This is a genomic window from Methylopila musalis (genome assembly GCF_042679725.1).
Taxonomy (GTDB): domain Bacteria; phylum Pseudomonadota; class Alphaproteobacteria; order Rhizobiales; family Methylopilaceae; genus Methylopila; species Methylopila musalis.
This window is the reverse complement of the sequence record NZ_JBHTMX010000051.1, coordinates 1-17,734: the sequence shown is the minus strand read 5'-3', so window position 1 is coordinate 17,734 and position 17,734 is coordinate 1. Positions and strand designations below refer to the sequence as shown.

The window sequence follows — 17,734 nt, the reverse complement described above, 5'->3', positions numbered from 1 at the left end:
GCCCTCGAGCGCGGCGTGGGCGGCCGCGAGCGACGCGCGCTCCTGAGCCGCGGAGCGGATCTCAAGCGATGTGACGGCGAGGATCGCGCCGGCGAGCGCCGCGAGCAGCAGGGCGACCAGTCCCGTGAAGCGGACCGGCAGCGCGCGCCGCCAGCCCGCGCGGGACGCGCCGATGGGGAGGGACATGAACCGCGCGTCTCCGATACGCTTCAATCTACGCCGACCCGCGGAGAGTGCGCGGGGATGGTCAATGAAGCGTTACGGATCGGCGCATCTGTCCAAAATCGGGACTGCGCCCGAACCGCGCAACCAAACGGAAAGGCGCGCCGGTCTAGTCTGGCGCCGAGACTTCATCAGGGGCGAAGGCGTCCAAGGCCATGACCGTGCTCATCACCGGCGGCGCCGGCTACATCGGCTCCCATATGACGCTCGCGCTGCTGGCGCGGGGCCGCCGCGCGATCGTGCTCGACGATCTCTCCACCGGCTCCCGCGACGCGGTGCCGGTGGGGGCGCCGCTGATCGTGGGCGACGTGGCCGACGAGGCGCTGGTGCTGCGCCTGATCGCCGAGCACGGCGTCACCGCCATCGCCCATTTCGCGGCCAGGATCGTGGTGCCGGACTCGATCCGCGATCCGCTCGGCACCTACATGGCCAACACCATGAAGACCGCGCAGCTGCTGCGCGCGGCGACCGCCGCCGGCGCGCCGCACTTCATCTTCTCCTCCACCGCCGCCGTCTACGGCCTGCTGCCGCCGACGCCCACGCCCGAGACCGCGCCGCTCGAGCCCGCCTCGCCCTATGGCGCGTCCAAGCTGATGTCCGAGCGCATCCTGAGCGACGCCGCGGCCGCCCATCGCCTGCGCTACGTGGTGCTGCGCTACTTCAACGTCGCGGGCGCCGACCCGCAGATGCGCACCGGCCAGCGCGCCGCCGGCGCCTCCAACCTGATCACGCTCGCCACGCGCGCCGCCCTCGGCATGACGGACGGGCTCGACATCCTCGGCACGGACCTGCCGACGCCGGACGGCACCGGCGTGCGCGACTACATCCACGTCTCCGACCTCGCGGACGCCCATGTGGCGGCGCTCGAGCATCTGGAGGCCGGCGGCGACAGCGCCACGCTGAACTGCGGCTACGGCCGGGGATTTTCGGTGCGGGAGGTGATCGACGCCGTCCGCCGGGCGGCGGGACACGACTTCCCCGTGCGGGAGAAGCCGCGCCGGGAGGGCGACCCCTTCATCTCCATCGCCGACGCCCGCGCCATCCGCGCCACGCTGGACTGGACGCCGAAGCTCGACGACCTCGACGTCATCGTCGCCCACGCGCTGGAATGGGAGCGCCACTACTGGGGCGCGGAGGAGCGCAAGCGCCTCTGGACCGCCCGCCGCGCCGCGGGGTGACGGCAGGCGGGCGTTACATTTCAATGGCAGCCTTCGGCTCGCCAAAGCGACGCGACTCGCAAACCGTCATGCCCGGCGAAGCCGGGTATCCATGACTTTTCGCCCAACGACGGCTCGACGCCTCAAGTCGTGGATGCCCGAGACAAACTCGGGCATGACGGCTCGGATACGCTTTCGGGCGGGCGGCCTTTTCGGCCTTACGACCGGCCGTTTGCGGCTGGCTTCGATTTTTCGCCCAACGACGGATCGACGCCTCAAGTCGTGGATGCCCGAGGACCAAGCTCGGGCATGACGGCTCGGATACACTTTCGGGCGGGCGGCCTTTACGGCCTCACGACCGCCCGTTGGCGGCCGGCTTCAGCCGCAGCACGCGGCCTTCGGGATTGTCGGTGAGCAGGTAGATCAGGCCGTCCGGCCCCTGCCGCACGTCGCGGATGCGCTCGCCCACGTCCTCCAGCAGCCGCTCCTCCTTCGTCACCTTGCCGTCGGCCAGTTCGAGCCGCGTCAGCGAGGGGATGGCGAGGCCGCCGACGAAGACGCTGCCCTTCCAGCCCGGCAGCGCGTCGCCGGTGTAGAAGGCGAGGCCCGAAGTTCCGATCGAGGGGACCCAGTAATGCGCTGGCTGCTCCATGCCGGGCTTCGACGGGCCGTCGCCGATCGGCCCGCCGGAATACTCCACGCCGTAGGTGATGACCGGCCAGCCGTAGTTCTTGCCCGGCGCGATGCGGTTCAGCTCGTCGCCGCCGCGCGGGCCGTGCTCCACCACCCACAGCGTCTGATCGGCGGGGTTGATGGCCGCGCCCTGGATGTTGCGGTGGCCGTAGGACCAGATCTCAGGCTTGGCGTCGTCGCGGCCCTCGAACGGATTTCCCTTAGCCGGCTTTCCGTCCATGTCGAGCCGCACGACCTTGCCGAGCGTCTCGTCGAGCGCCTGCGCCTTGACGCGGAATTCGGGGTTCGAGCGCTCGCCCACGCCCACGAACAGCGTCCCGTCCGGGCCGAACACGATGCGCGAGCCGAAATGCAGGGTGGAGGCGTATTTCGGCGCCTGCCGCCAGATCACGCTCACGTCCTCGAGCCGGGCGGCGTTGTCGGCGAGACGGCCGCGGCCGAGCGCCGTGCCGTTGACGCCGTTCTCACCCGCTTCCGAGAAGGTGAAGTAGACGAGCCGCGTCTTGCCGAAGTCGGGCGCGACGGCGACGTCGAGCAGGCCGCCCTGCCCGCGGGCGTCCACCCGCGGCAGCCCCGTCACCGGCGGCGCCACCTTGCCGTCGGGCGAGACGAGGCGGAGCTTGCCGGCCTTCTCCGTCACCAGCATGCGGCCATCCGGCAGGAAGGCGAGGCCCCAGGGCCGCTCCAGCCCTTCGGCCACCGTCTCCACCGTGAAGGCCTGCTTCTCGGATTTCACCACCGTGGCCGCCGGGGGCTTCGATTGCGCCAGCAGCGGCGACGCGGCGGCGCCGGCCAGCAGGATCGCGGCGAGGGCGGGGAAGATCACGCGGCGCATCGACGGCCTCCGGGGGCGGTTCGGGGTTGAGCCTTGAGGTAGGCGCGAAGCGGCAGGCTTCAATTCACGTGGCCGTCAGCGCCGCACGAGCGTCCGTGCGAAACCGTCGGTGGCGCGCACCAGCCGGTCCAGAATGCCCGGCTCCGAGAAGGCGTGGCCGGCGTCGTCCACCATGTGGAACGCCGCCTGCGGCCAGGCGCGGCGCAGGTCCCAGGCGGTCACGGCCGGCGTCGCCACATCGTAGCGTCCCTGCACGATCACGCCCGGAATCGCGGCGAGGCGGCCCGCGTCGCGGATCAGCTGTCCCTCTTCGAGCCAGCCGCCATGCACGAAGTAGTGGTTCTCGATTCGGGCGAAAGCGAGGGCGTAGTCGTCGTCGCCGTGCTGGCCGGCGATGGCCGGGTCCGGCCGCAGGGTGATGGTCTCGCCCTCCCACAGGCTCCAGGCTCTCGCGGCCCTCAGCTGCTCCGCCTTCTCCTCGCCGGTGAGGCGGCGGCGGTAGGCCGCCATCAGATCGCCGCGCTCGGCCTCGGGGATCGGCGCGAGGAAGTTCTCCCATTTGTCGGGGAACAGCAGCGAGGCGCCGGACTGGTAGTACCAGTCGAGCTCGAACTTGCGCAGCGTGAACACGCCCCGAAGCACCAGCGCCGACACCCGCTCGGGATGGGTCTGCGCATAGGCGAGCGCGAGCGTGGAGCCCCAGGAGCCGCCGAAGACCAGCCAGTCCTCGACGCCCGCGAGCGCCCGGAGCCGCTCTATGTCGGCCACCAAATGCCACGTTGTGTTGGCCTCCAGCTCCGCATGGGGCGTGGAGCGGCCGCAGCCGCGCTGGTCGAACAGCAGCACGTCGTAGACCGCCGGGTCGAACAGCCGGCGATGGGCGGGGCCGCAGCCGCCGCCGGGGCCGCCGTGAAGAAACACCGCCGGAAGCCCACCCGGCGTTCCGCAGCGCTCCCAATAGACCCGATGTCCGTCGCCCACGTCGAGCAGGCCGCTCGCATAAGGCTCGATCGGCGGATAGAGCCCGCGCCGCCCGTCCGTACCCTCGTCCGCCATCGCGACCTCCCGCACCGCCTCGACCCGTCGTCGCGCGGCACGTTGGCCGCGTCGGGCTGCGCCGTCAACGCCCGGCAGAATGTGCCGCCCGGCACGCCCGGCGCCGGTGAAACCGTGGCGCTCCCGCCCCCAAGCCACTGATTTCGTTCAAAAACATATCTGGCCCCGCGTTTGCTCGGTGAGGACGGCAGCGCCTCGCGAGCCATGGCCCTTCGAGGCCGGCGCGAGCGCATTTCGACGGAGCGGGTCGGGAGACGACGATGGGCATTTTCGGGGCACTGAACACCGCCGTGAGCGGGCTGAAGGCGCAGTCCTTCGCGCTCGAGAACATCTCGGGCAACATCGCGAACTCCAGCACCACCGCCTACAAGCGCACGGACACCGCCTTCTCGGATCTGGTGCTGGGCGGCGAGCGCTCCAACAAGACCCGGACCGCCGGTTCGGTGATGGCCTACACGCGCCAGACCAACAGCGTGGGCGCTTCGCCGACGGCGTCGTCCTCGTCCACCTCGCTCGCCGTCAACGGCTCGGGCTACCTGATCGTGCAGGACGCCACCGGCTCGGTGAACGGCGCGCCCACCTTCGGCGGCGGCGACCTCTACACCCGGCGCGGCGACTTCGAGCTCGACAAGAACGGCTATCTGGTCAACGGCCCGGGCTACTACCTCAAGGGCTACGCGCTCGATCCCACCACGGGCGCCCGCACCGGCTCGTCCACCGAGCTGATCCAGGTGGACGGCGCGCCCTATCCGGCGGCGGCGACCGGCGCCATCACCTACAACGCCAATCTGCCGAGCGAGCCGAAGACCACCAACTACGTCTCCGGCGACGAAAGCTCCTGGCTGCTCGGCTCCACGCTCGGCTCCACCATCAGCGCCAGCGAGAGCGACGCCTTCCTGGCGAGCTCGGTCGCCGGCGACAGCGTGACCGTCTATGACGGCGCGGGCGCGTCCTACGACGTGCAGTTCCGCTGGGGCAAGCTGACCAACGCCGACGCGACCGCCGGCACCAGCGACACCTGGGCGCTGTTCTACCAGTCCAACTCGTCCGCCACCGGCGACGAGACCGCCTGGACCCAGGTGGACGCCGACGCCGCGACCGCCGGAACGCAGGCCTTCACCTTCGAGGACGGCGTCCTGACCTCGCCCGCGGGCGGCTCCGCCACCATCGCCGGCCTCTCCATCAACGGCACGAATCTCGGCGACGTGACGCTCTCGACCGGCGCCACCGGCCTGACCCAATACGCCGACGCCACCGGCCTGGTGGACACCTCGCGTGTGTCGCAGGACGGCTCCGCCGCCGGCGACTATCTCGGCCTCGAGATCACCGACGGCGGGCAGGTGGTCGCGAGCTACAGCAACGGCCGCACCCGCGCGCTCTACGACATCCCGGTCGCGACCTTCGCCGCCGAGAACCAGCTCCAGCAGCTTGACGGCGGCGCCTTCGCCGCGACCGTGGCCTCGGGCGACCCGACCATCGGCGACGGCTCCTCCATCGTGGGCTCGGCGCTCGAACAGTCGAACGTCGACATCGCGGACGAGTTCACCAAGCTCATCGTCACCCAGCAGGCCTATTCGGCCAACACCCGCGTGGTCACCACCTCCGACAGCATGCTGCAAGAAGCGCTGGCGATGATCCGGTAAGGCGAAAACCGCCGTCTCGCGCCGCGGGCCTTTTAAGGGTTCGCGGCGCCCTTTCTTAACGGGCCTTAAGCCCAAGTGGTCTCTTGGTCATCAGGATTGGGGAACATGAGCCTCACCTCCGCCCTCGGCTCTGCGCTTTCGGGCCTCAAGGCCAATCAGGCGGGCCTCGACGTGGTCGCCGGCAACGTGGCCAACGCCTCGACGCCGGGCTACGTGCGCAAGTCCACCAGCCCCGTGGCCTCCGTCGCGGGCGGCGCGACCACGGGCGTGCGCACCACCGAAGTGAAGCGCGAAATCGACCTGCAGCTGCAGAAGCAGCTTCGCACCGAGACCGCCGGCGCCTCGTACGCCTCGACCCGCGCGGCGTTCCTGGAGCAGCTGCAGAGCCTGTTCGGCACGCCCGGCGCCGAAAGCTCGCTCGACGCGCAGGTGTCGGACCTCTCGACCGCCATCGACGCCCTCGCCGCCTCGCCCGACGACCAGAGCGCCCGCGCCGGCGTGCTGCAGCAGGCGGGGCTTCTGGCCCAGCAGCTGAACGCCGCCACCACCGACGTGCAGGCGCTGCGCGCCTCCGCCGATCAGGGCCTGAAGGACGGCGTGGACGCCGCCAACGAGGCGCTGACCTCGATCGAGACCATCACCCGCGCCATCGTGCAGGCGCAGGCGCGCGGCGGCTCCACCGCCGATCTCGAAGACCAGCGGGACATGGCCGTCAACACCCTGTCCGGGCTGATGGACGTGAAGGTGGAGAGCCTCGCCGGCGGCGACATCCGCATCAAGACGCAGGGCGGCCTCACCCTCTACGACAACGGCGCCTCGACGCTGAGCGTCACCGGCGGCGGCGCGCCGGTCACCGCGGGTTCGGCCTACGCCTCCGATCCGTCGCGCTCGACGCTCGGAACCGTCACCCTCACCTCGCCCTCCGGCTACGCCACCGACCTGCTGGCGAACAACGCCCTGCGCTCCGGCGAGCTGAAGGCCTATGCGGAGCTGCGCGACGAGACGCTGCCGCAGGCCCAGACCCAGCTCGACGAGCTCGCCTCCCAGCTCGCCCTCGCCTTCGGCGCCACGACCACGACCGGCGAGGCGGTGACGGGCGGCGTGGCGCTCGACGTCGCGGGCGCGCAGCCCGGCGACCGGATGACGCTCGCCTACACGAGCGGCGGCGTGGCCGGCGCGGCGACCATCGTCAACGTCACCGACCCGTCCCGGCTGCCGCTGTCGGGCGGCCTGATCGGCGTCGACTTCTCCTCGCCCACGGCGGCGGCGGACATCGAGGCCGCATTGCAGGCGGCCGGCGCCGCGGTGACGGTCACGGCCACCGACGACGGCTTCGCCTTCACCTCGGGCGCGGCGGACGTGACCGTCACGGGAGCCACGTCCCGCGTCACCGCCACCGGCCTGTCGGACGGCTCGGTGGCGCTGCCGCTGTTCGTGGACGGCGCGGGCGGCGCGATCTATTCCGAAAGCCTCGACGGCGGCGCCCAGCGCACCGGCTTCGCGGGCCGCATCACCGTCAATCCCGACCTCATCGCCGACCCGTCCGCGCTGGTGAAGACCTCGGCCGACGCCGCCGCCGGCGACCAGACCCGCGTGGACTTCCTGAAGGACGCGCTGTCCGGCGACCGCACGTTCTCCGGCGACGCCGGCCTGCGCGGCTCCTCCGCGCCCTTTACCGGCACGCTGTCGGAGTTCGCGCAGGGGATCATCTCCACCCAGGCCTCGGCCAGCGCCTCCGCCACCCGCGTTGCGGACGGGCAGTCGCTGGTGGTGTCCTCGCTGGAGGACCGCTTCTCGGCCGCGTCCGGCGTGGACGTGGACGAGGAGATGACCAAGCTCATCCAGTACCAGACCGCCTACAGCGCCAACGCGCGCGTGATGACGACGGTCAACGACATGCTCAAGCAGCTCCTGAACATCCTCTGAGGACGGCGCGCGCCATGACCAGCATCGGCCCCTATGCTTCCGTCGGCCTCGGCCGCCCGAGCCTCACCCGCGCCCAGAGCGACCTGCGCTCGCAGATCGACGACCTGACCCAGCAGCTCAGCACCGGCAAGAAGGCGACCACCTACGCCGGGCTCGGCGCCGGCGGGGCGGTGTCGCTCAGCATGCGCGCCCGGCTCGCCAGCGCCGAGAGCTATCAGGCCGTGGGCGACACCGTCGGCGTGCGGGTGAACATGGCCTCGACCGCCCTGACCGGGCTGGAGGCTCTGGCCTCCCAGTACAAGACCATCGACTCCAACAGCTTCGACCTGACCACCGCCGGCCTCACGGTGGACCAGTCCCAGGCCGCCGCCGACCTGCAGGAGGCGATCGCCCAGCTCAACGTGGAGGTGGGCGGGCGCTACCTGTTCTCCGGCCGCTCCACCGACGTGAAGCCGGTGCTGACCGCCGACAAGATTCTGTCCGACGACGGCGACAAGGCCGGCCTGAAGACCGTGATCGCCGAGCGCAAGCTCGCCGACCTCGGCGCCGACGGCCGCGGCCGCCTCGACGTCTCGGACGCGTCGGGCGGAACCTTCACCGTGTCGCAGGAGGCGTCCGGCCCGTTCGGCTTCAAGCTGACGTCGGTGTCGTCCACGCTCACCGGCGGCGTGGCGGAGGGGCCCGCGGGCGACCCCGCCACCGTCACGCTGGGCGCGACCGGGACCCCCCTCGAGGGCGAGACCGTCACCGTCGGGCTGACGCTCCCCGACGGCACCACCGAGCAGGTGACGCTGACCGCCCGCGCGGGCGAGGAGGGCGACGCGCTGGAAGCCGGCGCGTTCCGCATCGGCGCGACCCCGGAGGAGACCGCCGCCAACCTGCGGACCGCCTTCGACGCCTCGCTGAAGACGCTCGGCTCCACGGCGCTGACCGCCGCCTCCGCGGTCGCGGCCGGCGAAGGGTTCTTCGGCGCCGCCAACGGCGCCGAGCCGGCCCGTGTCGCGGGCTTCGACGGGACTTACGCCAGCGACGCCGAGCGCGTCGCGGCGCTGCAGAACGCCTCCGCCGTCACGACCACCGGCACGGCGGACAAGACCGTCTCCTGGTATCAGGGCGAGGACGCCGGCGACGACCCGCGCAAGACCGCGACCGCCTCGGTGGACGACGGCGTCACCGTCGCCTACGGCGCGCGGGCCAACGAGGCCGGCCCGACGACCATCCTGCGCAATCTGGCGGTGTTCTCGGCCGTCAGCTTCTCGCCCGCCGACGACGACGCCAAGGCGCGCTACGCCGCGCTCGCCTCGCGCACGGCCAACGCCATGGGCGCGACGGAGACCACCGCCGCGATCAAGACCATGGCCGTCGACCTCGCCACCGCCAACAGCTCGATCAAGGCCGCCGACGACCGCCACGACGCCACCAAGGCGCTGGCGGAAAGCGCGATCTCCGGCGTCGAGAACGTGTCGAAGGAGGAGGTGACGCTGAAGATCCTGGCGCTCCAGACCTCGCTGCAGGCGAGCTACCAGGTCACCGCCACGCTGAAGCAGCTCAGCCTGGTGAACTTCCTGTAACGAGCGCACGTTCTCGTCCCGGCCTTGAGCCGGGACCCAGACGCGCTGGCGCTTCAAAACAGGACGCGAAAGCCGAGGCGTTTGAAACCCCACACGTCGGCGTCTCTGGGTCCCGGCTCAAGGCCGGGACAAGACGGGGGTGGAGCCCTCCGCTCCCGACGCGCGCCGGCGTCTTCCCCCGCGTCGCTCAGCCCTCCATCGCCTCCAGCGCGCCGAGGCTTTCGGGGAGCACCTGGCCGCCGTCCACCACGATGGTCTGGCCGGTGACGTAGGCCGCCGCGTCGCTGGCGAAATAGAGGGCGGCGCCGGCGATGTCGTCCACGGAGCCGAGGCGCTTCATGGGGATCGAGTCCGCCATCTTGTTCAGGTAGTCCTGCCCCATGCCTTCGAGGCCCTCGGTTAGGATGTTGCCAGGCATCACTGCGTTGACCGTGACGCCGAACGGCGCGAGCTCGATCGCGGCGGTGCGCATGAAGCCGAGCTGGCCGGCCTTGCTCGCCCCGTAATGCGACCAGCCGGGATAACCGGTGATCGGCCCGGTGATGGACGAGGTCAGCACCACGCGGCCCCGGCCCGAGGCCTTGAGCGCGGGCAGGCAGGCCTGCACCGACAGGAACGTGCTCTTGAGGTTGGTGTTGATGACGAAGTCGAAATCGGCCTCGGTCATGTCGGCGAGCTTCGCCGCCGGAAAGGCGCCGGCGTTGGCGCAGAGCGCGTCAATGGCGCCGTAGCGATCGAGCGCCGCCGCGGCCATGGCGCGGTTGCCCTCCCCCGTCGTCAGGTCCGCCGCGACGCCGGAGGCCCCGCCGCCGATCTCGGCCGCGACCGCCTCGGCCTCGGCCAGATTGCGCGACACCACCAGCACCCGGTAGCCGGCCTTGGCGAAGCCGCGAGCGATGCCCTTGCCGATGCCCTTGCTGCCGCCCGTCACGATGGCGACGCGCTGCTCTTCCAACGCCATGACGATCCCCTGTCGCTTGCGCGCATGCCTTGAGCCTGCATGCTTCCGAAGCAAGCATGCCTAAAAAACGGATGTTGTAAACCCAACAAACCCGGCGATAATCCCGACGGATAATGACCGACTTGCAACGTCGGCGATCTCATGAGCCGCCCTGGCCGCGGCGCCGTTCGAGGGGATGTCGCATGACCGTGATGACGCGTCGAAACGCCTTGAAACTCATGGGCGCGACCGCCGCCGCCGCGCCGTTCGCGGGCGCGCTGCCCGCGCTCGCCGCGCGGGAGAAGGAGCTGAACATCCTGTGCTGGGAGGGCTACAACTCCGCGCAGGTGCTGGACCCGTTCCGCAGCTCCCGCGGCGCGACCGTGAAGGCCGAGAGCCTCACCAACGACCCGACCATGATCAACCGCCTCCGGGCGGGCGAGACCAAGGTGTGGGACTTGATCAACGTCAACAATCCGTGGGCCCGCAAGGCCATGTATCCGGAAGGCCTGATCAAGCCGCTGGCGAAGGCGGAGTTCGAGCCCTTCTTCGAGACCATGGCGCCCGAGTTCAAGGCGCCCTACCGCTGGGCCATGAGCGACGACGGCAAGGAGCTGCTGGGCATGCCCCAGCGCTACGGCCCGTACAGCTTCGTGGTGAACACCGACAAGATCAGCCTCGCGACCGCCGAGGAGCAGGGCTGGGACCTGTTCAACGACCCGTCGATCAAGGGCAAGTACGGCGTGCTGGAGTCCGACGACTGGAACGTGTTCGACGTGTTCCTCGTCGCCGGCCTCAACCCGTTCAAGCCCCACAGCGACGCCGACATGGCGAAGTTCGCCGACACCGCGAAGACGATCTTCTCCGGCGCCAAGCTCGTGGGCGACATCGCGGCCATGAACCAGGCGCTCGTGTCCGGCGAGATCGATTTCCACTTCACCGGCGGCGTCTATTCGGTCTCGCCCGCCCGCGCGGACGGCCATCCGAACCTGCGCGCGGTGACGCCGCTCAAAGGCCCGATCGACGGCAAGGGCGGCGTGGCCTGGATCGAGATCACCTCGACCGTCAACAATCCCGCTCTGTCGCCGCTCGCGACCGACTTCCTGAAATATGTGCAGGACCCGAAGGTCGCCCACACGGTGGCCTTCGCCGAGGGCACCTTCAACCCCGTGTCGCAGATGGGGAACAAGGCCTGCTTCGACCTCTTCACCAAGGAGGAGCTCGACGCCATCCAGTACGACACGCTGGAGGCCGATATGGACCGCTGCGCCGAATACGACATCGTGCCGGATTACGACAAGGCGCTGGAGCTGATGACCGCCGCCAAGCGCGCCAAGGGCTGAGGCCCGCACCCCGCGCCCGGACCCCATCCCCGGGCGCGGCCGCCTGACGACGGCTTTTCCAGCATGAGGGGTCACGCCATGACGGCGACCGCAATTGCGCTTCCGCCTGCGCCCTCGACGCCAGCAGTGGATGCGAAACCGATCCTGCAGCTTGTGGGCGTGCGCAAGACCTTCGGGTCCTTCGCCGCCGTGGACGGGATCGACCTCGACATCCGCGAGGGCGAGTTCCTGACCATCGTCGGCCCGTCCGGCTCGGGCAAGACCACGCTGCTGCGCATGTTGGCCGGCATGGAGGCGCCGAGCGAGGGCGTGCTCTCGCTCCGGGGCGTGCGCATCAACGACACGCCCTCCAGCGAACGGCCCACCTGCCTCGTGTTCCAGTCGCTGGCGCTTTTCCCGCACATGACGGTCGGGGCCAACATCGAGTTTCCGCTCAAGGCCAAGGGCGTGGCGGCCGCGGCGCGCCGGGAGCGGGCGCTGGCGCTGCTCGATCTCGTCCGCCTGCCCCGCAGCTATTACGGCAAGAACGTCATGCAGTGCTCCGGCGGCGAGCGGCAGCGGGTCGCCATCGCCCGCGCGCTCGCCCACGATCCGGAGATCCTGTTCTTCGACGAGCCGCTGTCCGCGCTCGACTACAAGCTCCGCAAGGTGATGGAGAAGGAGCTGAAGGACCTGCACCGGGCGAGCGGAAAGACCTTCGTCTACATCACCCACAGCCTCGAGGAGGCGATGGTGATGTCGGACCGCATCGGCGTGATGCAGTCCGGCCGGCTGGTGCAGGTGGGCGCGCCGGAGGAGATCTACTCCCGCCCCGCAACCCGGTTCGTCTCCGAATTCATGGGCGAGGTGAACGTGATCGAAGCCCGCCGCGCCGGCGGCGTCTGGCGGGCGGAGGGGATCGGCGAGCTGGCGATCACGCTGCCGCCGGAGCTCGAAGCCGCCGACGCGGTGGCGGTGGTGGTGCGGCCCGAGTTTCTGCGCTTCGTGGAGGGGACTGGCGACGCCGACAACCGGCTCTCGGGCGAGGTGTTCAACGAATACGCGCTCGGCTCCCGCATTCAGTACCAGGTGCGCGCCGGGGCGAGGACCTTCCTGCTGGAGCTGTCCCGCGCCAAGGCCTGGCGCGGCGAGCCTGGCGCGCCGGCCGTGATCGGCTGGGACGCCCGCGACGCCATCGTGGTGCCGCTGGCATGAGCGACCTCGCCCTGCACGCGCCCGCCGCCGCGACCTCCGAGGCGGCGACGACGGCGGCGACGACGGCGTCGCGGCGGCCGTTCCGGCTGTCCCGCGGGGCGCTTTCCGCCCTGCCCGTGGTCGTCACGCTCGCGCTCGGCTTCCTCGCGCCGCTCGCGACGGTGGCGGCCTACGCCTTCGCGACGCCGAAGACCTTCGACGTGTTCCGCTCCTTCACATTCGCGAACTTCGCGGCCGTGTTCGACCCGGCCAACACGGTCTGGACCTCCTTCGCGTGGTCGATCGGCCTCGCCGCCGCCACCGCCGTCCTGCTCGCGATCCTCGCCTATCCCATCGCCTGGGGGCTGGCGCGGACCTTCGGGCGCTGGGCGGGCTTCGTCAGCGTGCTGTTCGTGTTCCCGCTGTTCGTGTCCGAGAACGTGCGGCTCTACGGCTGGACGCTGTTCTTCCTCAAGAACGGCGTGCTCGACGGAACCCTGAAGCTCATGGGCCTCGCCGGGCCGGACGTGCTCTATTCGCCGGGCATGATCCTGTTCGGCATGCTCTACGTCTACCTGCCCTTCATGCTGTTCCCCATGACGCTCGGCCTCGCCATGGTCCCGCGCGATCTGGTGGAGGCCGCCCGCGACCTCGGCGCCTCCCGGCTGATGGCGTGGCGCGAGGTGGAGCTTCCGCTCGCCATGCCCGGCATCCTGATCGGCGTGCTGCTCACCTTCGTGCTGGCGGTGGGGGCGGTGGCGGAATCCAAGGTGCTCGGCGGCCAGTCGGTGATCGTCATCACCCACGACATCGAGATCGCCTTCACCTTCGCCCAGAACTGGCCGCTCGGCTCGGCGCTGGCGCTGCTGCTGACCGCGATCGTCGGCGCGCTGTCGCTGGCCGCGCTGTCGAAGCTCGACCTCGACCGCATCCTCGGGAGGCGCTGAGCCATGGAGCAGTCCGCCCGCCGCACAGGCTTCCTCGTCTGGGCCTGGACGATCCTCGTCCTGATCGTGGTCTATCTGCCCATCGCCTGCGGCGCGCTCGCGGGGCTCTCGAAGAGCCGCTACTTCGGCTTCCCCGTGGCGGCGTGGTCCACCGACTGGTGGAGCCGGGCGCTCGCCTCGATCGAGGTGAAGACCATCGTCCAGACCTCGCTTGCGGTCGCCGGCGTGGTGACGGCGGTCTCGGTGGTGGTGGCCTTCTTCGGCGCGCTCGCCTTCGCGCGCTACGACTGGAAGGGCCGCCGGCTGTTCCAGAAGCTGGTGCTGCTGCCGATCTTCTTTCCCCAGCCGGTGCTCGGGCTCGCGCTGCTGCTGTGGTTCAACGCCATCGGCGTGCAGCCGAGCTGGATCACCGCGATCTTCGCCCATCTGGTCTGGATCGCGCCGGTGGTGACGCTGGTGATCGCGATCCGGGTCTACGGCTTCGACCCGGCGCTGGAGGAGGCCGCGGCCGACCTCGGCGCCTCGCGGCTGTTCATCCTGCGGGAGGTGACGCTGCCGATCCTGTGGCCGGGCGTGTGGTCGGGGGCGCTGTTCGCCTTCCTGCTGTCCTGGGGCAACTTCCCGCTGTCGCTCTACACCACCGGCGCCGACGCCACCGTGCCCGAATGGCTCTACGCCAAGATGGTGGCCGGCTACACGCCCATGGTGCCGGCGATCGGAACCATGAGCACGCTCGCCGCCGCCTCCGTGCTGCTGCTCGGCGGCGCCGTCGCGATCCTCCTCCGCCGCCGCGCCGCCCTCCACGCCGCGCCGGCGGAGGGGTAAGCGGAGCGAGCGTCGCGCTCGCGCGAATGACGGTGCCCACTTCCTTGTCCCGGACGTGATCCGGGACCCAGAACCGCTGGAGCTTCCGAAAAACGCGCGACGAGCGGGTCGCCTTATCCTCACGCGTCGGCGTGTCTGGGTCCCGGATCACATCCGGGACAAGAGAAGACGTGCTCGCCGGCCCAAGACCTCAGCGCGGCGCGTCAGCGCGTCTCGTTCTTCCGCATGGGCATCTCGTCGACGCGGGCGGTAAGCGCGTCCGCCGTCACCGGCTCTGTGGCGCGGAACTTTTCGCCGCCGTCCTTGCCGATCAGCACCACGGCGAAGGCGTCGGCGGCCACATCGTAGGTTTTGCGGAGATCGTCCGCCGCCAGCGCCGACGGCGCGCGGCCGCCGGACAGCGTGGTGACGGCGCGGGGGCCGACCACGAACACGCTCATCTGGCGCTCGTCCAGCGCCGCGCGGGCGCGCGTCAGGTTCTCGATTTGCTCGCGGGCGGCGGGCTGGCCGGCGTCGGGCGTGAACACGATCACCGGCCGCGCGCGGTCGCGGAAGGCGTCCAGCGCGCCGGCGAACACGGCGGAGGGCGCGAGGATCGCAAGCGTTAGGGCGAGCGTCGAAACGGCTGTCGGGCGGCTCATGGCTTTTAAGCACATGGGCCGCCCGACGCGCAGGTCAAGCCGATCAGGCGGCGAGCAGCGCCTCGAGCTTGGACAGCACGGCGGCGCCCATCTCGGAGGTGCCGACGCGGGTCGCGCCTTCCACATAGATGTCGCCGGTGCGCACGCCGCTCTCCAGCACGCCGGCGATGGCGCGGTCGAGCGTGTCGGCGAGGTCCGGTTTGCCGAGCGAGTACTTCAGCGCCATGGCGAGGCTCGCGATCATGGCGAGCGGGTTGGCGACGCCCTTGCCGGCGATGTCCGGCGCGGAGCCGTGCACGGGCTCGTAGAGCGCCTTGCGCTTGCCGGTCTCCGGGTCCTCGGCGCCGAGCGAGGCGGAGGGCAGCATGCCGAGCGAGCCGGTGAGCATGGAGGCCACGTCCGACAGGATGTCGCCGAACAGGTTGTCGGTGACGATGACGTCGAACTGCTTCGGCGCGCGCACGAGCTGCATGCCGAGAGCGTCGGCCAGCATGTGGTCGAGCTTCACGTCCTCGTAGCCCTGGGCGTGGGTGGCGGTGACCACCTGGTTCCACAGCAGGCCGGACTTCATGACGTTGCGCTTCTCGGCCGAGGTCACGCGGCCCGAGCGCACCCGAGCGAGCTCGAACGCCACCTTGGCGATGCGCTCGATCTCGTAGGTCTCGTAGACCTGGGTGTCGACGGCGCGCTTCTGGCCGTTCGCCAGATCGACGATCTCCTTCGGCTCGCCGAAATAGACGCCGCCGGTGAGCTCGCGCACGATCATCAGGTCGAGCCCGTCCACAAGCTCCCGCTTGAGCGCGGAGGCGTCGGCGAGCGCCGGATAGCAGATCGCCGGACGCAGATTGGCGAACAGCTCCAGATCCTTGCGCAGGCGCAGCAGGCCGGCCTCGGGGCGGTGCTCATACGCGACGCCGTCCCACTTCGGGCCGCCGACGGCGCCGAGCAGCACCGCGTCCGCCTTGTGGGCCTTGGCCACCGCCGCGTCGCTGATGGCCACGCCATGGACGTCGTAGGCGGAGCCGCCGACCAGATCCTCGTCGATCTCGACCGACAGCACGCCCTTGTCGTTGAGGAAGCCGAGAATGCGCTTCACCTCTCCCATGACCTCCGGGCCGATGCCGTCGCCGGGCAGGAGCAGGATGTTGTGGGCGGCCATGGGGATCCTCGCGTTTTCCGCTGTGTTTCGCTGCGGTCTTTAGGCGCGCGACGCCCGGCTTGGCAAGCGCCGAGGCGGGCGCGCGCGCCGACGCGCCGGTTGACCGCGCCGGATCATCCATATATCCATGGATCATTGGAATATTGGAGGCTCGGCGTGACGCAGCCGACGGCGCAGCAGATCGACGGGGCGGCCGCCATCTTCAAGGCGCTGGCCGATCCCGCGCGGCTCGCGATCCTGATCCGGCTCGCCGACGCGGAGCGCAGCGTCAGCGAGCTGGCGGCGATCGGCAGCGATCGCATCGGCACCGTGTCGGCGCGGCTTCAGGTCCTGTTCAACGCACGGCTCCTGACGCGACGGCGCGAGGGCCAGACCATTCTTTACGGCCTCGCCGACCGCCACGTGGCGGCGCTGGTGGCCAACGCCGTCGAGCACGCCTGCGAAGACCATCGAACCGGAGACGACCCCCATGGCTGACCACACCCACTCGGTCCACGGCGACCACCCCCACGAGCACAAGCCCGGCTGCGGCCACACCGCGATCCAGCACGGCGACCATGTCGACTATCTGCACGACGGGCACCTGCATCACCCGAACGGCGACGTGGTCGAGGAGCACGCGCTGGACGTGACCGAGCAGAACCCCGCGGGCTGCCACCCGCTCGACGGCTGCAAGGACCATGTCCACGGTCCCGGCTGCGGCCACGAGGCCGTGCCCCACGGCGACCACGTCGACTACATCGTCGACGGCCGACTGCATCATCCCCATGGCGACCATTGCGACGACCATGGCCCGGTCGAGATTCTGAAGCCCTGACGCTCCGGCGGGGGCGTCGAACCGGCGCCCCGCCTCATTCGTCGATCTCCCGCCGCTCCGCGCCGTTTTCGGGCGTCGTGAACCGGCGGCGCCGCGAAATCGCCTCTGGCCGGACCATAACTGCTGTGCGCCCGCGGATCTGACGCCGCGCGCGCCGCCGCAGATGGCGAAGCCCCAAGGAGATCGCGACCCATGACCACCACGGACGCTTCGAGACCGTTCCGCAGCACGCCGGCGGACCTCTCCCGTGCAGGCGCCCCGATCTCGGGCCGCGCGCGGGCGCTCGCCGCGACCACGCTTGCGGCGGCCCTGCTCGGCACGGTGGCGGTCGGGCCGCTCGCGGCCTCCGAAACCCCGATCCGCTCGGTGACGCTGTCGTCCGGCGGCCTCGCCGAGATTGGCCGCGCCGCCAAGGTCGACGGCGACGGCGTGGTCCACATCGAGGCGCCCGCCGACCAGATCGACGACCTGCTGAAAAGCCTGATCGTCCGCGACCCGTCGGGCGCGGTCGGCGCCATCACCCTGGACGGGCCCGAGCAGGCGGACGACACGTTCCGCCGCATGCCGTTCTCGCCCGAGGACCTCGCCTCGCTGCCCGGCCTCGTCGGCGCGCTTCAGGGCGTCCGCGTCAAGGTGGAGAGCGGCGGCCGCACGGTGGAGGGCCGCGCGCTCGGCGTCTCCGAGCGCAACGCCGGCGAGGCCGCGGGCGTGACGCGGGTCGTCTCGCTGCTCACCGACGCGGGCGCGATCGAGACCCTGCTGCTCGCCGACGGCGCCTCGGTGGCG

16 protein-coding genes and 1 pseudogene are annotated in these 17,734 nt (G+C 70.7%); 11 read left to right on the top strand and 6 right to left on the bottom strand.

Translation table 11 applies throughout. The features are described 5' to 3' along the window. Positions 1-186: hypothetical protein (locus ACFQ4O_RS08095; protein WP_378775193.1), on the bottom strand; the 186-nt coding region annotated here is incomplete at its 3' end. A 191-nt stretch (positions 187-377) separates the two neighbouring features. Here ACFQ4O_RS08095 and galE point away from each other — a divergent pair. Further along, the gene (galE, locus tag ACFQ4O_RS08090; protein WP_378775192.1) at positions 378-1,400 is read left to right on the top strand and encodes a UDP-glucose 4-epimerase GalE; all 1,023 of its coding nucleotides are present in this window, start codon (positions 378-380) and stop codon (positions 1,398-1,400) included. 331 nt (positions 1,401-1,731) lie between these two features. On the opposite strand, the gene ACFQ4O_RS08085 is transcribed toward galE, so the two are convergent. Together ACFQ4O_RS08085 and pip are read right to left on the bottom strand one after the other, a co-directional pair. Next, entirely contained in the window at positions 1,732-2,907 is a 1,176-nt protein-coding gene (locus tag ACFQ4O_RS08085) for a PQQ-dependent sugar dehydrogenase (RefSeq protein WP_378775191.1), read from the bottom strand. A 75-nt stretch (positions 2,908-2,982) separates the two neighbouring features. Beyond that, complete coding sequence (pip, locus tag ACFQ4O_RS08080; RefSeq protein ID WP_378775190.1) at positions 2,983-3,963, bottom strand: prolyl aminopeptidase; 981 nt, start codon at positions 3,961-3,963, stop codon at positions 2,983-2,985. 260 nt (positions 3,964-4,223) lie between these two features. Between pip and ACFQ4O_RS08075 the strand changes: the two genes are divergently transcribed. The 3 genes from ACFQ4O_RS08075 to ACFQ4O_RS08065 all read left to right on the top strand — a co-directional run bounded on the left by ACFQ4O_RS08075 (position 4,224) and on the right by ACFQ4O_RS08065 (position 9,103). After that, on the top strand, positions 4,224-5,606 hold the full coding sequence (locus ACFQ4O_RS08075) for a flagellar hook protein FlgE (RefSeq protein WP_378775189.1): 1,383 nt from the start codon (positions 4,224-4,226) through the stop codon (positions 5,604-5,606). A 105-nt stretch (positions 5,607-5,711) separates the two neighbouring features. After that, complete coding sequence (gene flgK / locus ACFQ4O_RS08070) at positions 5,712-7,532, top strand: flagellar hook-associated protein FlgK (RefSeq protein WP_378775188.1); 1,821 nt, start codon at positions 5,712-5,714, stop codon at positions 7,530-7,532. A 14-nt stretch (positions 7,533-7,546) separates the two neighbouring features. Then, the gene (locus ACFQ4O_RS08065; protein ID WP_378775187.1) at positions 7,547-9,103 is read left to right on the top strand and encodes a flagellin N-terminal helical domain-containing protein; all 1,557 of its coding nucleotides are present in this window, start codon (positions 7,547-7,549) and stop codon (positions 9,101-9,103) included. A gap of 187 nt (positions 9,104-9,290) precedes the next feature. Here ACFQ4O_RS08065 and fabG read toward each other — a convergent pair whose 3' ends face one another. Further along, complete coding sequence (fabG, locus tag ACFQ4O_RS08060; protein WP_378775186.1) at positions 9,291-10,064, bottom strand: 3-oxoacyl-ACP reductase FabG; 774 nt, start codon at positions 10,062-10,064, stop codon at positions 9,291-9,293. 182 nt (positions 10,065-10,246) lie between these two features. On the opposite strand from fabG, the gene ACFQ4O_RS08055 reads away from it, so the two are divergent. From ACFQ4O_RS08055 to ACFQ4O_RS08040, 4 genes are all read left to right on the top strand, one after another. Continuing rightward, on the top strand, positions 10,247-11,386 hold the full coding sequence (locus ACFQ4O_RS08055) for an ABC transporter substrate-binding protein (RefSeq protein WP_378775185.1): 1,140 nt from the start codon (positions 10,247-10,249) through the stop codon (positions 11,384-11,386). A gap of 126 nt (positions 11,387-11,512) precedes the next feature. Next, positions 11,513-12,580, top strand: a complete 1,068-nt coding sequence (locus ACFQ4O_RS08050; RefSeq protein WP_378775184.1) for an ABC transporter ATP-binding protein — start codon at positions 11,513-11,515, stop codon at positions 12,578-12,580. Continuing rightward, on the top strand, positions 12,577-13,506 hold the full coding sequence (locus ACFQ4O_RS08045) for an ABC transporter permease (protein WP_378775183.1): 930 nt from the start codon (positions 12,577-12,579) through the stop codon (positions 13,504-13,506). The genes ACFQ4O_RS08050 and ACFQ4O_RS08045 overlap by 4 nt, the downstream gene beginning before the upstream one ends. 3 nt (positions 13,507-13,509) lie before the next feature. Continuing rightward, on the top strand, positions 13,510-14,331 hold the full coding sequence (locus tag ACFQ4O_RS08040) for an ABC transporter permease (RefSeq protein WP_378775181.1): 822 nt from the start codon (positions 13,510-13,512) through the stop codon (positions 14,329-14,331). A 203-nt stretch (positions 14,332-14,534) separates the two neighbouring features. Here the strand turns inward: ACFQ4O_RS08040 and ACFQ4O_RS08035 are convergent, their stop codons facing one another. Both ACFQ4O_RS08035 and leuB read right to left on the bottom strand, forming a co-directional pair. Next, positions 14,535-14,972, bottom strand: coding sequence for a DUF4174 domain-containing protein (locus ACFQ4O_RS08035; protein ID WP_378775180.1), 438 nt, complete (start codon positions 14,970-14,972; stop codon positions 14,535-14,537). 43 nt (positions 14,973-15,015) lie between these two features. Next, positions 15,016-16,131 (bottom strand): 3-isopropylmalate dehydrogenase, encoded by a 1,116-nt coding sequence (gene leuB / locus ACFQ4O_RS08030; RefSeq protein WP_378775179.1) that lies wholly within the window; start codon positions 16,129-16,131, stop codon positions 15,016-15,018. 156 nt (positions 16,132-16,287) lie between these two features. Here leuB and ACFQ4O_RS08025 point away from each other — a divergent pair, with 156 nt between their 5' ends. From ACFQ4O_RS08025 to ACFQ4O_RS08015, 3 genes and pseudogenes are all read left to right on the top strand, one after another. Then, positions 16,288-16,608: an ArsR/SmtB family transcription factor gene (locus ACFQ4O_RS08025; protein WP_378775178.1), complete on the top strand. Its 321-nt coding sequence runs from the start codon at positions 16,288-16,290 to the stop codon at positions 16,606-16,608. Continuing rightward, a complete protein-coding gene (locus ACFQ4O_RS08020) occupies positions 16,601-16,948 on the top strand; it encodes a hypothetical protein (protein ID WP_378775177.1) in 348 nt (115 codons plus the stop codon). The genes ACFQ4O_RS08025 and ACFQ4O_RS08020 overlap by 8 nt, the downstream gene beginning before the upstream one ends. Before the next feature lie 192 nt (positions 16,949-17,140). Next, positions 17,141-17,734, top strand: a pseudogene (locus tag ACFQ4O_RS08015) (hypothetical protein); the annotation flags it as partial.

Coding starts and splice junctions, on each gene's coding strand:
- galE (WP_378775192.1), top strand. CDS start 378: ATGACCGTGCTCATCACCGGCGGCGCCGGCTACATCGGCTCCCATATG.
- ACFQ4O_RS08085 (WP_378775191.1), bottom strand. CDS start 2,907: ATGCGCCGCGTGATCTTCCCCGCCCTCGCCGCGATCCTGCTGGCCGGC.
- pip (WP_378775190.1), bottom strand. CDS start 3,963: ATGGCGGACGAGGGTACGGACGGGCGGCGCGGGCTCTATCCGCCGATC.
- ACFQ4O_RS08075 (WP_378775189.1), top strand. CDS start 4,224: ATGGGCATTTTCGGGGCACTGAACACCGCCGTGAGCGGGCTGAAGGCG.
- flgK (WP_378775188.1), top strand. CDS start 5,712: ATGAGCCTCACCTCCGCCCTCGGCTCTGCGCTTTCGGGCCTCAAGGCC.
- ACFQ4O_RS08065 (WP_378775187.1), top strand. CDS start 7,547: ATGACCAGCATCGGCCCCTATGCTTCCGTCGGCCTCGGCCGCCCGAGC.
- fabG (WP_378775186.1), bottom strand. CDS start 10,064: ATGGCGTTGGAAGAGCAGCGCGTCGCCATCGTGACGGGCGGCAGCAAG.
- ACFQ4O_RS08055 (WP_378775185.1), top strand. CDS start 10,247: ATGACCGTGATGACGCGTCGAAACGCCTTGAAACTCATGGGCGCGACC.
- ACFQ4O_RS08045 (WP_378775183.1), top strand. CDS start 12,577: ATGAGCGACCTCGCCCTGCACGCGCCCGCCGCCGCGACCTCCGAGGCG.
- ACFQ4O_RS08040 (WP_378775181.1), top strand. CDS start 13,510: ATGGAGCAGTCCGCCCGCCGCACAGGCTTCCTCGTCTGGGCCTGGACG.
- ACFQ4O_RS08035 (WP_378775180.1), bottom strand. CDS start 14,972: ATGAGCCGCCCGACAGCCGTTTCGACGCTCGCCCTAACGCTTGCGATC.
- leuB (WP_378775179.1), bottom strand. CDS start 16,131: ATGGCCGCCCACAACATCCTGCTCCTGCCCGGCGACGGCATCGGCCCG.
- ACFQ4O_RS08020 (WP_378775177.1), top strand. CDS start 16,601: ATGGCTGACCACACCCACTCGGTCCACGGCGACCACCCCCACGAGCAC.